We start from the raw sequence: 14,076 nt of genomic DNA on the forward strand, positions 1-14,076 counted from the left end.
CTCTTCTTGTCTTAAATTTCGTTCGTCGGTCTGAAAAATAAGGGCCGACAAGCGAAATGCACTTTTTCAATGGCAGCAAGAATAGCAAGTTGTCGTTATCGCGAAGGGTTTAATTACGCGTAAAAAAGTTGCCTTTTTGTCGTTTTGATTGCGCTGCGCGCGAGGATAATGGCATCCATGAAAAAGTCCCGATGTGCTTTTTGACGAACCGCAGGATACGTTCCGAGAAACCACAAAGAAGACTCCAAATCATAAACTTAGGTAGTGCGACGAATCCATGGATACGACGATGAATACAGCAGCGCAGCCCACCTCCGCGAAGCCCTCAGCGCCCGCGGGAGGCAGTCTTTCTGGCGCAACCGCTGCAGCGCCCTCCTCACCGGTGGAGCGCATCCTAACCCAACTGCGGAGCGGCGGATTGCTTCCACTCCTGATTGGCGGTGCCGCATTTATTGCGGTGGTTGTCGCACTGGTTATGTGGGCCTCTAGTCCTGAATATCGCGTCTTATATTCGAACCTATCCGAAGCGGACGGTGGTCGCATTGTCAGTGAACTAGAAAGCCAACGGATTCCCTATCAGATCACCGGCAATGGCAGCACCATCATGGTGCCCGGCAATCAAGTTCACCGTGTTCGGTTGAGCATGGCAGAGCAAGGGCTTCCTCATGGAGGCAATGTTGGCTTTGCGTTAATGGACAATCAATCATTTGGGATCAGTCAGTTTGCCGAGCAAGTCAACTTCCAACGTGCTCTGGAAGGCGAACTCGCCAACTCCATGGAGTCTCTTGGGCCTGTACATCGGGCCCGCGTGCATTTATCGATGGCTAAACCGTCGGTTTTCGTGCGTGACCGTGAGCCAGCCAAAGCCTCGGTGGTTGTCACCTTACACCCAGGCCGTACGCTGGGCGACGGCCAGGTTTCAGCTATTGTGCACATGGTCTCGAGTGCGGTTCCGGAACTCACTGCTGAACACGTGACCGTTGTGGATCAACTTGGTAACTTGCTCTCGCGCAATGGGCAAAAATCTGATTTAAGTGGAACTGAACTGGCGTTTACCGAAGAGGTTGAGCGGACCTTCCAACGTCGTGTGGAAGATATCCTCGCCCCCATTTTAGGCCGTCACAATGTACGAGCCCAAGTCGTTGCACAAATCGATTTCTCGCGCGTTGAAGAAACGTCTGAGCGCTATTCACCAAATCAAACACCGGAAACCGCAGCGATTCGCAGTATCCAAAGTAACTTGAGCTATGCCGGTGATGGCGATCGCGCTCAAGGGGTTCCGGGCGCCCTCTCGAATACCCCCCCAGGTGTCGTGACTGCCCCCATTGAAACCGCTCCCGATGCCAATGAGGAGCCAGCAAATGGGGTGCAGGGAGCGATTACCCGCAGCCAGAACACGGTCCGCCAAGACAATATTGTCAATTACGAAGTAGATCGGAGTATTGCCCATATTCAACACCAACGGGGCCGTCTTGAGCGTCTCTCAGCTGCAGTTGTTGTGAACTACAAAGATGCATTCAATGAGGAAGGTGAAGCCATTCGGGTTCCGCTCACCGAAGCAGAACTTGCTCAGGTTGAGCGTCTTGTTCGTCAAGCGATTGGATTCACCGAGCTGCGTGGCGATGCGATTGAGATCGTCAACAGTCAATTCGTCGCATCCCGTGAAGAAGTTGGCTATGTCCAGCGGGAATGGTGGGAAGATCCACAAAATCAAATCATCTTAATGCAAGCAGGCCGTTATCTGTTGGCTGGCTTGGGAATACTGCTGTTCTATCTGTTGATTGTTCGCCCGCTCATGCGACGCTTCGCACCGCCCGCCAGTGCAAAAGATAGCGATGAAAGCGATGACGAGACAGAAACACTTGCGAAACGTGCAGGTTCATTCCGTGCAGTCGTGGGTGACGATGAGGATGTTTCAGACAGCAGGGATGAAGACGTTGAAGAAATGACATTCAATTGGCCGAAGAAGAAAAACCTCTCGGCCTATGAACAAGCACTCAAGAAGACACAAGAGGTTGCCCGCCAAAAACCACGGCAGGTGGCACGTATCGTTCAAAATTGGTTAGCCGAGGATGACAATGCCCGAGACGAAGTCGTTCGATAATATGACCGGAATTCGTAAGAGCGCCATCCTGTTATTGGCGCTCGACGAAGATACCGCAGTGGATGTGTTTAAGCACTTTCAGCCACAACAGATCCAAAAAATCAGTAAAGAAATGTCGCGCCTCCAGCATGTTTCGCATGAAGAAATGAAATGGGTGTTAGAGCAGTTCCATGAAGATCTGGCGAACACACCACCCGTTGACAAATACGATGGATATATCCGTTCAGTCCTGACCAAGGCATTGGGCAGTGAGCGCGCGTCAACCTTGATTGAAGACGTGTTGGAGCAGAAGTCAGGCAACTACGGCATTGATGCACTAAATCTCATGGATGCCCCAGAAGTCGCTGAGCTGATTCGGGACGAACATCCACAGATTATTGCCACCATTCTGATTCACTTGGATCGCCCCCAAGCCGCCGGTGTTCTCGAGCTGTTCGAAGAACGCCTGCGCAACGATGTCATTTTGCGGATCGCGACCTTCACCGGTGTGCAGCCCGCTGCATTGCAGGAATTGACGGAAGTTCTGGGGGGCATGCTCGATGGCCAGAACCTCAAGCGGAGCAAAATGGGTGGTGCGCGTACTGCAGCGGAAATCTTGAACTTGATGAGTGCTGGTCAAGAAGACACTGCGCTCGAGAATATTCGCGCATACAACGACGAATTGGCGACCAAGATTATCGACGAAATGTTCTTGTTCGAAAATCTGGTGGAACTGGACGACCGCAGCATTCAAGTGCTACTCAAGCAGATCGATACCAATGTCTTGGTTATTGCGCTCAAAGGTGCCGAGTCCGAGTTGGTGGACAAGTTCCTTCGCAACATGTCACAGCGTGCTGGGCAGTTGGTCCGCGAAGAAATGGAAACTCGCGGTCCCGTACGCCTCTCACAAGTGGAGACCGAACAGAAAGCTATCTTGGCAATTGTTCGCAAGCTGGCCGACTCCGGCGAAATCATGCTGAGCAGCGGAGACGACACCTATGTTTAAGCCGTTCTCACCTCAGACGGAAGTCCGTTCTCGTTCTGAACGAACCGAGACGGATATCTTGTCGGGTGAAAACTGGCGGCGCTGGCGCTTGGATGAATTGAAACCCGAAAATCCTGCGCTTAAAGCAAAAATTTCCGCAGAATCGGCGGCGCGTAAAGCAGAGTTTATTCGCAATGCAGAAATCGAAGCATTGAAGGAACAAGCGCGAAAAGAAGCCTACGAGCTTGCGTATCAAGAAGGTCTCAAAGCAGGTCATGATGAGGGTTTCGAAAAGGGTTATGAAGAGGCACAGGCCGCTGTCGCCGCCGAGAAAGAACAACTCATTGGGCAAGCGGTTGAACCCGTCAAAGCGCTTGCGAGTGAATTTTCGCTACGCATGAACAAGCTCGATACATTAATGGGCGAATCCCTCGTCGAACTTGCGATGGCCGTTGGGGTGCAACTCGCACGCTGTGAGCTCGATCATAAGCCGGAGCATGTCTTGAATATTGTGCGTGATTTACTGCACAGCGAACCTGCATTAACCGATAAACCTCGCCTGTATGTGAGCCCGCATGATCTTGAGCTGATCGAGCAACACCTAAAAGAAGAACTTCACCACGCAGGCTGGCACCTGCAAGCAGACGAGCGCCTCGAGCGGGGTGGATGTCGGCTCGTGAGCCAAAAAGGGGAACGCGACGCTTCATGGGAAACACGCAGCGAGGCGGCTCGACAACAAATTCGCAAACGTCATGGAGCGATTGAAGAATGACCTTCTCCATGGATAGCTACACCAACGCCCGCATTGAGCAATGGCAACTTGCGCTGAGCAAAGTGAACGATCGTCTGCAGTCGATGCCCCCCTACCGCAGTAGCGGTCGTGTTGTCCGTGCAACGGGGATGGTCCTCGAGGTCGTTGGTATCCAGCTTCCAGTTGGCAGCGCATGTAAAATTGAGCTGCCCCGTGGCTATGAGGAAACACCCCATTACGCTGAAGCGGAAGTCGTCGGATTTGCCGGTGAACGATCGTTCCTGATGCCCCTCAATGAAATTCAGGGCCTAACCCCAGGTGCGCGTGTTTTTCCTTTGCAAGAAGCCGGCAAACAAGAAGGACGTCGCTTTCCAGTCGGTCGGTCGTTACTCGGTCGGGTGGTGGATGGCAATGGCCGTCCACTTGATGACAAAGGGCCGATTACGGAAGCCCAATTTGCTCCTTTGAGCGGGGGCTCCATCAATCCGCTCAACCGAGCGCCGATAGAAACCCCGATTGACGTGGGTATTCGCGCGATCAACGCACTACTAACCGTTGGCCAAGGACAGCGTATGGGGTTATTTGCCGGTTCGGGTGTCGGTAAATCCGTTCTCCTCGGCATGATGGCTCGTTTTACCCAAGCGGATGTCATTGTGGTAGGACTCATCGGTGAGCGGGGGCGCGAAGTTCAAGACTTTATTGACAATATCCTTGGGGCAGATGGATTGAAACGCGCCGTCGTCGTCGCAGCTCCGGCAGATACATCGCCATTGCAGCGATTACAAGGTGCCTCATACGCCACGCGTGTGGCGGAAGACTTTCGCGATCAAGGCCTGAATGTATTGTTAATTATGGATTCATTAACGCGGTATGCGATGGCCCAGCGAGAGATCGCGCTTGCCATTGGCGAACCTCCGGCCACAAAAGGATATCCGCCCTCCGTCTTTGCCCGTCTACCAGCGCTTGTTGAGCGGGCAGGAAATGGCATGAAAGGCGGTGGGTCAATTACTGCATTTTACACGGTATTAACGGAAGGCGATGATCAGCAAGACCCCATCGCCGATTCTGCGCGCGCTATTCTGGATGGCCACATTGTGCTTTCAAGAGCACTTTCCGAATCGGGCCACTACCCCGCCATTGATATCGAAGCATCCATTAGTCGGGTCATGACGGCCGTGGTGCCAGAATCGCAAGTGAAGCAGGCGCAACGGTTCAAAAAGTATTTCTCGGTATATCAACGAAACCGTGACCTCATTAGCGTTGGTGCATACAGCCCCGGACACGACCCCATGTTGGACGATGCGGTGAAACATTACCCGCATCTCGAAGCCTTTTTACAGCAAGGTCACACAGAAAGTGCCAACCATGCCGACTCGTGTGATGCCTTAACCGCCGTAATTGGAGAAGCCTCATGACGCGCTCGAATGCATTAGAAACACTGACTGACCTGGCGCGCGAAGCGCGTGATAAAGCCGGGCAGCTCCTCGCATCGGACCGAAAAAATGAGCATCAAATTCTCGCGCATCAAGAAATGCTCATGAACTATCGGCAAGAATATGCGGATCAACTACAACAGTTGATGATGAGCGGGATCGACCCGGTCACTTTGTATAACTATCGGCAGTTCCTGATGTCGTTGGATGACTCCATTCAAAAAGCAAGTCAAGCGCTGCGCCAACAAAACCACAAAGTGCAAGCCAGTAAAAAAAATTGGCAACAGGAACAGCAAAAATTAACCTCTTACACCACCTTGCAAGACCGTCGTCATGCGCAGGTTCGACAGCAAGCCGCCCGACAAGAACAGCGTCAGACCGATGAGTTTACGACTAATCGAGCTGCGCGGACGGTCGGTCTGCATGTGGTCGGTTCAGAAGATTAAGGGAGCGTTTCGATGATTCAAGGTAATCAAATTCATGCCCTGCTACAAAGCTCCGGAACGCATGGAGTCAATGAAGGGACGCGCACCTCCACATGGTCCGGAGACGCTCCTGTTTCCGGGTTTCAGGCATTTCTCGCCGCGCATGCGGATCACCTCGCGACGGAGACGCCTGTTGAGCCTGGGAAAGGCATGGTTGCGTTCACCCCGCAACAAGTTCTGCTGCACGAAGGCACGGTTGCTCGCTACACGCGAGATGCAAATCCAGAAACTCAACCGGTGATTGACCCGACACAACCGAATGCGCACCCGCTTCCGGTTGTCGCGATGAATCCATTGAACGTCTCAAATGAACCGCGTGCAGAGTTTAACGGCGAGTCAGGAATGCGCGCCGGCGCCGCAGAGGAAGATACGTTGGCACTTGCTGCAACGCTCGAGCGCATTGCCATGGCTCAAGCGCTAGCGCAGCAAAATCAGGCGACTCCGCAGCAACAGACCACCAACGTCAGCATAGACGTGAGCTCCGCAAATCTGTTCAGCGCAGGCACGGTTGAAAGTCAAATCTCAGGTGCCGTCAGTCGAGCCCTAACCCAAGGGCAACCCCAGACGCACCAAATGACCGATGCCATGTTAGTCCAACCAGATTCCAATGCTCGACTCAGTACCGAAGCGGCACGGCAGTTAGCGCACATGCCGCAGGTCGTCGGACAAAATGCTGCAGGCCAACAACCGTTGCCGGCAATGAAGGACATCGCAAGCTCGTTGCCAACGGGACAAGCGAACGCACTAGGTTTCACCGTGGCAGCACCGAACGATGCCCAAGTGCAAGCGACTCTCCACGGTGGTCCCCAAGCTCAACCGAGTGTTCCTGAGCAAATTAATCTCCAAGGAATGTCCACCGCTCAGGGGCAGCCTGTCGCTGCAAGCTCTGCTACGCTCTCGGCACCGTTGGCGTCCGCCGGCTGGCAACAGCAATTGGGCCAACAGGTTCTGAATATGCACATGACGCAAGACCACATGGTCCGTTTGCGACTCCATCCCGCGGAACTGGGCCCCTTAATGATCAGTATGAAAGTCGATGAACAAGCCGCAAGCATGCAATTTAGTTCACAGAATCCGAACGTGCGGGCTGCCGTTGAGCAAGCGCTACCGCAACTCCGGGAATTACTTGCAGAACAGGGGATTACCCTGGGTGACACGGATGTTCGCGATCAAAATTCACAAGAAAATACCCGAGAATTCACTGAATTTTCCGATCAAGTGGCCGATAACCCCTCTCAGGAGAATATGCGAGAGCCTGAATCGGTCGAAATTCCTCTGCGCAACGGTCAGATTGACCTCTACGCTTAATTCGCTGAGATAACGCCTATTGACGCGTTATTTTGACGATTCGGGAATGAGATTAATCGGCATAATACAAGTTGAATGTGAACAGGTGACACTATGGCAAAACCCCAAGCCCAAAACAAAGACTCGGGTCAAAACAAGATGATGAACGTCCTCATTGCGCTCGTGGCATTGATGGTCCTTGCGACAGCAGCAAACACGTATTTGCTGATGGATACTCGGAATATGACGTTCGCTGCGCTCAACGGTCAAAATCCAACTGAGCAGCGGCGTGAGCCTGTATTTGTAAAAATCGATCCGTTCACAGTGAATTTACGCAGCGATCAATTTGGCCCGCGCCTGCTCTACACCGGGATGACGCTCGAAGTGCAAGAAGGTGTGACGCGAACCATTCTGATGAACAATATGCCGCAAGTTCGAAGCCGACTTTTAGTGCTTTTGTCAGGGCAAGATGCGGAACTGATCAGCACACCTGATGGCAAGGTCGCGCTCTCGGAATCCATCAAAGCACGGCTTTCGGAACCCTACGGAGATTCGACTCAAGAGTTGGAGATCTTCGACGTGCTATTCACTGAATTTATTGTGCAGTAATTGGGCTTTGCCCAAGGGATACTATTGATATATGGCCGGTGACAAACCACTTTCACAACACGATATCGATGCGCTGCTTGGTGCCGTATCGAAGCCGAAGGGCGAACCGCAAGGGGATGCTAAAACATCTTCGAGAGCGGTCCGCCAAGGTGGCGTCAAACAACGTGACGTGGAAGCACGCCCATTTGACCCGGGCTCGCAGCATCGCGTTGTGCGTGAACGCTTGCACACCTTGGAAGTCATCAATGAACGATTTGCTCGTCAGTTCCGGATGAACCTATTCAATCTGTTACGGCGGAGTGCCGACATCTCTGTGGACTCAGTTCGTTACCAGCGGTTCCAAGATTTTTCTGACAATCTACCTGCACCAACCAATATCAACATCATCTCGATGAAGCCACTGCGCGGAACCGCCCTCGTGGTCTTCCCGCAAAACATGGTTTCCATGATTGTTGAGAACCTATTTGGGGGTGATGGGCGCTTCATGACCCGCAATGAGTCGCGGGAATTCACCGGCACCGAACAGCGCATTATCAATCGGGTCCTCAATCTCGCCCTGGACGCCTATCAAGAAGCATGGCGTGCCGTTTATCCGCTCAAGATGAGCTTTATTCGGTCGGAGATGCAACCCAAGTTTGCCAGTATTACGAGTTCACCGAGTGAAATCGTGGTCACGACAAACTTTCACTTAGAAGTCGGCAGCCTTGATGCGAATTTTCAGATATGTATGCCGTACTCCATGATTGAGCCACTTCGGGATCGCCTCACCAATGTCCGCGCTGATGCGTCGAGCGCTTCGGATAATGCATGGCGGCAGCGCATTTCGAGCGAACTGCAATCATCCCACGTGGAACTCGTGACCCAATTTTTAGACATTCCAGTGCGCCTGCCGCAAGTGCTAGCCCTTAAAGTCGGTGACGTTCTTCCCGTCGAGCTCCCCAAAACAGTCACAGCAACCGTCAGTGGTATGCCTGTGTTGGAGTGTGAATACGGTTCTTTGAATGACCATCGCGCCTTGCGCGTCATTCGTATTTTGGAAAATCACGCGAATCCGGTTTCTTCACATACGCTGCCCGAAGTGCTCGATGACGATGAAACCCTGAAGGAGTCTGATCATGACTGATCCTAAAAAACCAACCGAAGATCAACAGCCGGATTCGGCGGACTCCGCTGATCCGTGGGCTGATGCGTTAAATGAAGACCAAAACGCGGCAAGCTCAAGCGATGCAAAGTCCGCTGGGGAGCAAGTCTTTAAACCCCTTGAGCGGTCTCCTCAACAGGGTGCAGCGAACGACCTAGATATCATTATGGATATCCCGGTCAAGTTGAGTGTCGAGCTTGGTCGCACGCGGGTTACCATTAAGCAACTCCTCGAGCTTGCACAAGGCTCAGTCGTTGAACTTGATGGCCTCGCAGGTGAACCCATGGATATTCTAATCAATGGCTATTTGATTGCCCAAGGGGAGGTCGTCGTGCTCGACGACAAATACGGTATACGGATTACCGAAATCGTCACGCCAGCAGAGCGAGTTCAGAAACTCAACCGGTAAACCAGCTCATGACCAGCAGTGCCTCACAAACCAGTGTCGAAACCATCAATAGCCTTGCCCTTCTGGGGAAGGTTTCTGTGGTTTTAATTATCACCATTGGTGTCATCTTGGTGTGTGCGTGGATGTTTCGTCGGCTGAGCGCTGGCTACGGTAATCAACAACAGATCCCGATGCGTGTGCTAAGCGTCCTCAATGTCGGGCCGAAAGAAAAAGTCGTCGTTGTTCAGGTCGAGGATCAGCGACTTGTCTTAGGGGTTGCACCGGGAAGTGTCACCGCTTTGTCGGAGCTTGAACCCGCGGATAATGTCCCAAGTGCACCTGCATCCCATGGAACCATTTCCAGCCCATTCGCACGGCTGCTCAAAGGCCGATTTACTGCCAGTTCCGAAGCATCATCGGAGCGCAACACATGAAAGTAGTGGTCGGCATTCTTCTGGTTCTAGTCACAGTACTCGCTCCGTTTGAGCTCCTGGCCCAAGAACTCCCAGCCATTCAGAGTCAAACCCTAGCGGACGGGTCCCAGCAATGGTCTGTGCCACTGCAAACGCTGTTGTTGTTGAGCAGCATGGCGTTCTTGCCCGCTGCATTGCTAATGATGACCTGTTTTGCACGAATTATTATTGTGCTCGGTCTCCTGCGGACAGCCATGGGAACACAGTCGGCGCCGCCCAATCAGGTGTTACTTGGGCTCTCGTTGTTCTTAACGTTCTTTATTATGTCACCAGTGCTGAGCCAAATTTATGAAGTGGCTTGGGTTCCACTTACCGAAGACGCGATCACTTTTGAAGAGTTTATTACCCTCGCTGCCCAACCCCTGCGCGAATTTATGTTGGCACAGACACGACAGGATGATCTTGCCCTCTTTGTGCGGCTCGCCGATGTCGGGCCGCTTGATGGTCCTGAAGATATTCCCATGCATGTGCTCATTCCTTCGTTTGTGACGAGCGAACTGAAGACAGCATTCCAGATTGGCTTCACGATTTTCATTCCATTCCTCATCATCGATCTGGTGGTCGCGAGTATCCTGATGTCTTTGGGCATGATGATGGTTCCTCCTGCAACGATTTCGTTGCCCTTTAAGCTTATGTTATTCGTGCTGGTCGATGGGTGGCAGCTCCTCATCGGCTCATTGGCACAAAGCTTCTTTATTTAGGAGGAAGGCGATGTCACCAGAACAAGTCATGACCATCGCTTATCAGGGTATGCGGGTTACCCTGTATCTTGCAGGACCGCTTCTCCTCACTGCGCTTTTAATTGGCTTGATCGTGAGTTTGTTTCAGGCCGCGACGCAGATTAACGAAATGACCCTATCATTCATTCCCAAAATTTTGGGTGTGGTTGTAATGTTGGTGGTGATCGGACCGTTTTTACTGCAACTCATTATCGATTTCACGGTGGATTTGTTTACCAATATTCCGCTGATGTTGATGTAGGTGGCCTATGCTTGAGGTCACCTTCGCGCAATTACAGATTTGGGTCGCAGGCTTCTTCTGGCCTTTTGTCCGTCTTACGAGTTTTATGTTGACCTCGCCTATCTTGGGTCACTCCGCGATTCCAAACCCCTTGAAGCTCGCTATTGGTGGCGTTTTAGCGATCGTTATTGGCCCGATCCTACCGCCGATGCCTGATGTACCCATCTATTCCTGGGCTGGCTTCGGCATTATCGTTGAGCAAATCCTGATTGGGGCATCCATTGGTTTAATCATGCAAGTGACGTTTGCAGTCGTGCAGGCAGCGGGCGAATTTATCGGTTTGCAAATGGGTTTGGCCTTCGCAACCTTTTTCTCACCAGATTCCGGTGCAAACACCATGATTCTCTCACGCATCCTGCATGTCTTCGCGATGATGATGTTTCTTGCCCTCAATGGGCATCTGATGATGCTTGAGCTCCTTGCTTTTTCGTTTCAAGAGCTCCCTATTGGCGTGGTGGGTTTGAATTTTGGGGCTTTTGAGATGCTCGCGCGGTTTGGCAGCGTCGTATTTCTCTCGGGAATTCTTCTTGCGCTCCCGGTGTTTGGTGCGTTATTGATCATCAACCTGACCTTGGGAATCCTCAACCGTTCCGCACCGCAATTAACTGTGTTTTCAATCGGCTTCCCCATGTCACTTACCATGGGATTGTTCTTGTTGATGACGTTAACCACAAACTTAGGTAGCTATCTCCAACGACTATTTGCCAACTCGCTCGGCTTCGTGAGTGAATTCATTCAAGCGCTAGCCCCCCTTCCTCAATAACCTCGGCTCCGGTTTACGAAGGGCTATAAAAAACGCCGGATGACCCGGCGTTTTTTAGCTTTCATTCGGTGTTAGCGGAGATAATCAAACAATGACAAGCCCTTAATATCTACAAACGCCTTTTGTGCCGCCTGTAAGCCGACCATCCGCAAACTGTAATCAGCTGTTGCTTGAACGTAGTCCAAATCAACCAAGTCTGACATTTGCTGCTGATAGCCAAGCATCCGATTTCCCGCCACCAGATCCAGTGTGTCGAGCTCATTCAAACGCGCCCCTAACGAAGCCCGCTTGGTCACCATGTTATCCATTCCGTTGTCGAGCTCACGCAAAACGTCATTCATGATTTGACGTTTCTGATCCGCAGGAATCGCACCTTCACCATCTTCAAGTGCCGCAATGGCCTTCTCAAATGTGCGGAAAATGCTGGTATTTAAGTCTGCTTCCGACGTTTCCCGCGGTTTACCGACCACCGACAAGAAAGCATCTTGTCCGGAGAGTCCAACTTTCATTAAACGGTCACCATCGACACGCTCTTCGCGCACATCCGGACTTCCGGTGTAGACCACGTTGCCATCGGCATCTCGTTCAAATGGAGGACGTCCATCGGAGTAACCGCCAAAGGTAAAGCGACCACTCCCATCGGTGCTGTTAGCCAAGCCAATCAGACCTTCGTACAAACCTCTCATTTCACTCGCGATCGACAGTCGGTCAATATCGCTCGACGTGTCACTCGATGCTTGAACCATCAACGTCTTCGCACGCGTTAGAATATCGTTTGTACTGTTTAAGATACTCTCCTGCTGCGCCAAACTATTTCGCACACTAACCCGCGCGGTTTTGAACTGCTCGGTGACCGCAATGGACTGACTTACGTCGACTGCCCGCGCGGCAGCCTGAGGATCGTCCGATGGATTGACAACCCGACGACCAGACGCAATTTGTTGACCAATCTTCATGAACTCAGCTTGCTGACGGTTCATTGACGTGACGTTTTGGTCGAAAATAGTCACTGTACTAATGCGCATTGTTATTTACTCCTCAGCACTTAGCGACGTAACGACAAGATCGTTTCGAGGATGGTCATCCCCGCTTCGATCACTTTCGCATTGGCTTGGTAAAACTGCTGAAACTTAATCAAATTCGCAGCTTCTTCATCGAGATTGACTCCAGACTCAGACTGTTGCAGAGCTTTAAGCTGTTGCGTCAGCCCTTCTTGCGCAGCAAGATTTGCATTGACCACCGCAGCGCGGTTACCCGAATCACTGATAATAGCGCCGTAAGCCTGTCCAAAGGTCGCGTTGTTGCCAACCAGGCGCATACTCTGCATGCCTTGCAATGCCAGTGCATTTCGGTTGTCGCCATCATCATCGCTCTGACCAGCGGCAATGTTGGAAATGTCGTTAATCTCAACTTGGAAGCCTTGCGCCCCTCGTTGCACTGGGTTTAACCGGAAACGGTCTCCTGCTTCTGGGGTACCGCTGATTGCAACCGTCATACCACCGAAATTCAGGGTGTTGGTGTCTGGGTCAAAACCGACATCCACCGGTTGGCCGTTGTCACGCCGCACCGCCGTGTATTCGGTGCCATTGAAAGAGACATCGTAGCCAGTGGCGAGCAACTCACGTGCATCGGTAATCTCGATATTCATAAAACCGTCGCCGGCATTATTGGTATTCGAATAGCTCAAGGGATTACCTACCGAGAAGAAATCTTGCCCTGCTTGCCCAAGCAAGTCGGTCCCTTGGCGATGTTGCTCATTAAATGTCTGCGCCATGGTGATAGCGAGTTGGCCTAACTGCGCTTGGACTTTGTCCAGGCTTTCTCGACGAAATGCCATCAACCCGCCAATGGTTCCGCTGCGGAATGTGGTTTCTGGTAACTCCCGGACATTGCCGGATGAGTCACGATAGGCAACGACAATACGCTCAGGATCCGCTGCAGAACCCACCGCTTCGAGCGTGAAAGTGCGATCGCCCGCAACTAAAGGTTGCCCATTTGCAATGGAGACGTTGTACGCACCCCCATCTTGAACATTCACTTTAATTTCAACGCTCTTACTTAGTTCCGCAATGAGGTTATCTCGCTGATTGAGCAGCGAGTTTGATGGTTTTCCGGTAATCGCGGTGGAGGTCGCAATTTCCTTATTGAGCGCGGCAATTTGTTCGGCCATATTATTGACCTTAGCCACTTCGGTCGTCAGCTGCCCGTTCACTGAGCGTTGCATGTCGTGCAAATAACCATCAAATGAGCGGAACTGGGCGGAAAGACTCTGGGCATTGCCAAGAACACCCTCACGGGCTGCCGGCTCTGAAGGAGCCCCCGCGAGATCGCCCAACGAACCAAAAAAGTTTTGAATCATGGGCGCAAGACCCGCATCAAGGTCCCCCAGCAAATTATCAATCTGATTGATTTGATTCTTGTAGGTGGTCAACGATGCCAATGACCCACTTGAACTATTCAGTCGATCGGCAACAAACGCATTGAACTGGCGCTGAACGTCGGTAACTTGCACGCCACCACCGGTTCTCGACTCGCTCAGGAGCACAAGCTCACGGTTGTAGCCTGGCGTGTAGACGTTGGAAATATTATTACTGGTCGCATTCAAAGCGGTTTGCGCTGCACCTAAACCACTGACGCCAATATTGAAAATAGTCATTC

15 protein-coding genes are annotated in these 14,076 nt (G+C 52.0%); 13 read left to right on the forward strand and 2 right to left on the reverse strand.

Translation table 11 applies throughout. From position 1 onward, the window contains the following. Nucleotides 1-289 precede the first annotated feature (289 nt). From fliF to fliR, 13 genes are all read left to right on the forward strand, one after another. The gene (gene fliF, locus CWE11_RS03420) at nt 290-2,104 is read left to right on the forward strand and encodes a flagellar basal-body MS-ring/collar protein FliF (RefSeq protein WP_198675574.1); all 1,815 of its coding nucleotides are present in this window, start codon (nt 290-292) and stop codon (nt 2,102-2,104) included. Next, complete coding sequence (fliG, locus tag CWE11_RS03425) at nt 2,079-3,089, forward strand: flagellar motor switch protein FliG (RefSeq protein ID WP_126776198.1); 1,011 nt, start codon at nt 2,079-2,081, stop codon at nt 3,087-3,089. The genes fliF and fliG overlap by 26 nt, the downstream gene beginning before the upstream one ends. Continuing rightward, nucleotides 3,082-3,840, forward strand: coding sequence for a flagellar assembly protein FliH (locus tag CWE11_RS03430; protein WP_126776199.1), 759 nt, complete (start codon nt 3,082-3,084; stop codon nt 3,838-3,840). The genes fliG and CWE11_RS03430 overlap by 8 nt, the downstream gene beginning before the upstream one ends. Next, entirely contained in the window at nt 3,837-5,234 is a 1,398-nt protein-coding gene (gene fliI / locus CWE11_RS03435; protein WP_275540953.1) for a flagellar protein export ATPase FliI, read from the forward strand. The genes CWE11_RS03430 and fliI overlap by 4 nt, the downstream gene beginning before the upstream one ends. Continuing rightward, the gene (gene fliJ, locus CWE11_RS03440; protein ID WP_126776200.1) at nt 5,231-5,698 is read left to right on the forward strand and encodes a flagellar export protein FliJ; all 468 of its coding nucleotides are present in this window, start codon (nt 5,231-5,233) and stop codon (nt 5,696-5,698) included. Before fliI ends, fliJ begins: the two co-directional genes overlap by 4 nt. Nucleotides 5,699-5,710: 12 nt before the next feature. Continuing rightward, entirely contained in the window at nt 5,711-7,045 is a 1,335-nt protein-coding gene (locus tag CWE11_RS03445) for a flagellar hook-length control protein FliK (protein WP_126776201.1), read from the forward strand. A gap of 93 nt (nt 7,046-7,138) precedes the next feature. Then, nucleotides 7,139-7,633 (forward strand): flagellar basal body-associated protein FliL, encoded by a 495-nt coding sequence (fliL, locus tag CWE11_RS03450; protein WP_126776202.1) that lies wholly within the window; start codon nt 7,139-7,141, stop codon nt 7,631-7,633. A gap of 31 nt (nt 7,634-7,664) precedes the next feature. Continuing rightward, nucleotides 7,665-8,756: a flagellar motor switch protein FliM gene (gene fliM / locus CWE11_RS03455; RefSeq protein WP_126776203.1), complete on the forward strand. Its 1,092-nt coding sequence runs from the start codon at nt 7,665-7,667 to the stop codon at nt 8,754-8,756. Next, the gene (gene fliN, locus CWE11_RS03460; RefSeq protein ID WP_126776204.1) at nt 8,749-9,183 is read left to right on the forward strand and encodes a flagellar motor switch protein FliN; all 435 of its coding nucleotides are present in this window, start codon (nt 8,749-8,751) and stop codon (nt 9,181-9,183) included. The genes fliM and fliN overlap by 8 nt, the downstream gene beginning before the upstream one ends. Before the next feature lie 8 nt (nt 9,184-9,191). Further along, entirely contained in the window at nt 9,192-9,596 is a 405-nt protein-coding gene (gene fliO / locus CWE11_RS03465) for a flagellar biosynthetic protein FliO (protein WP_126776205.1), read from the forward strand. Next, complete coding sequence (gene fliP, locus CWE11_RS03470; protein WP_126776206.1) at nt 9,593-10,336, forward strand: flagellar type III secretion system pore protein FliP; 744 nt, start codon at nt 9,593-9,595, stop codon at nt 10,334-10,336. The genes fliO and fliP overlap by 4 nt, the downstream gene beginning before the upstream one ends. A 10-nt stretch (nt 10,337-10,346) precedes the next feature. Next, on the forward strand, nt 10,347-10,616 hold the full coding sequence (gene fliQ, locus CWE11_RS03475; RefSeq protein ID WP_126776207.1) for a flagellar biosynthesis protein FliQ: 270 nt from the start codon (nt 10,347-10,349) through the stop codon (nt 10,614-10,616). A gap of 7 nt (nt 10,617-10,623) precedes the next feature. Continuing rightward, entirely contained in the window at nt 10,624-11,418 is a 795-nt protein-coding gene (fliR, locus tag CWE11_RS03480) for a flagellar biosynthetic protein FliR (protein WP_126776208.1), read from the forward strand. A 71-nt stretch (nt 11,419-11,489) separates the two neighbouring features. Here fliR and flgL read toward each other — a convergent pair whose 3' ends face one another. Both flgL and flgK read right to left on the reverse strand, forming a co-directional pair. Continuing rightward, nucleotides 11,490-12,443 carry a flagellar hook-associated protein FlgL gene (flgL, locus tag CWE11_RS03485; RefSeq protein WP_126776209.1) on the reverse strand — a complete coding sequence of 318 codons (954 nt, stop codon included), beginning with the start codon at nt 12,441-12,443 and terminating at the stop codon, nt 11,490-11,492. 20 nt (nt 12,444-12,463) lie between these two features. Further along, nucleotides 12,464-14,074 carry a flagellar hook-associated protein FlgK gene (gene flgK, locus CWE11_RS03490; protein WP_126776210.1) on the reverse strand — a complete coding sequence of 537 codons (1,611 nt, stop codon included), beginning with the start codon at nt 14,072-14,074 and terminating at the stop codon, nt 12,464-12,466. Nucleotides 14,075-14,076: the final 2 nt, after the last annotated feature.

Source organism: Aliidiomarina sanyensis, from assembly GCF_003987175.1.
GTDB lineage: Bacteria > Pseudomonadota > Gammaproteobacteria > Enterobacterales > Alteromonadaceae > Aliidiomarina > Aliidiomarina sanyensis.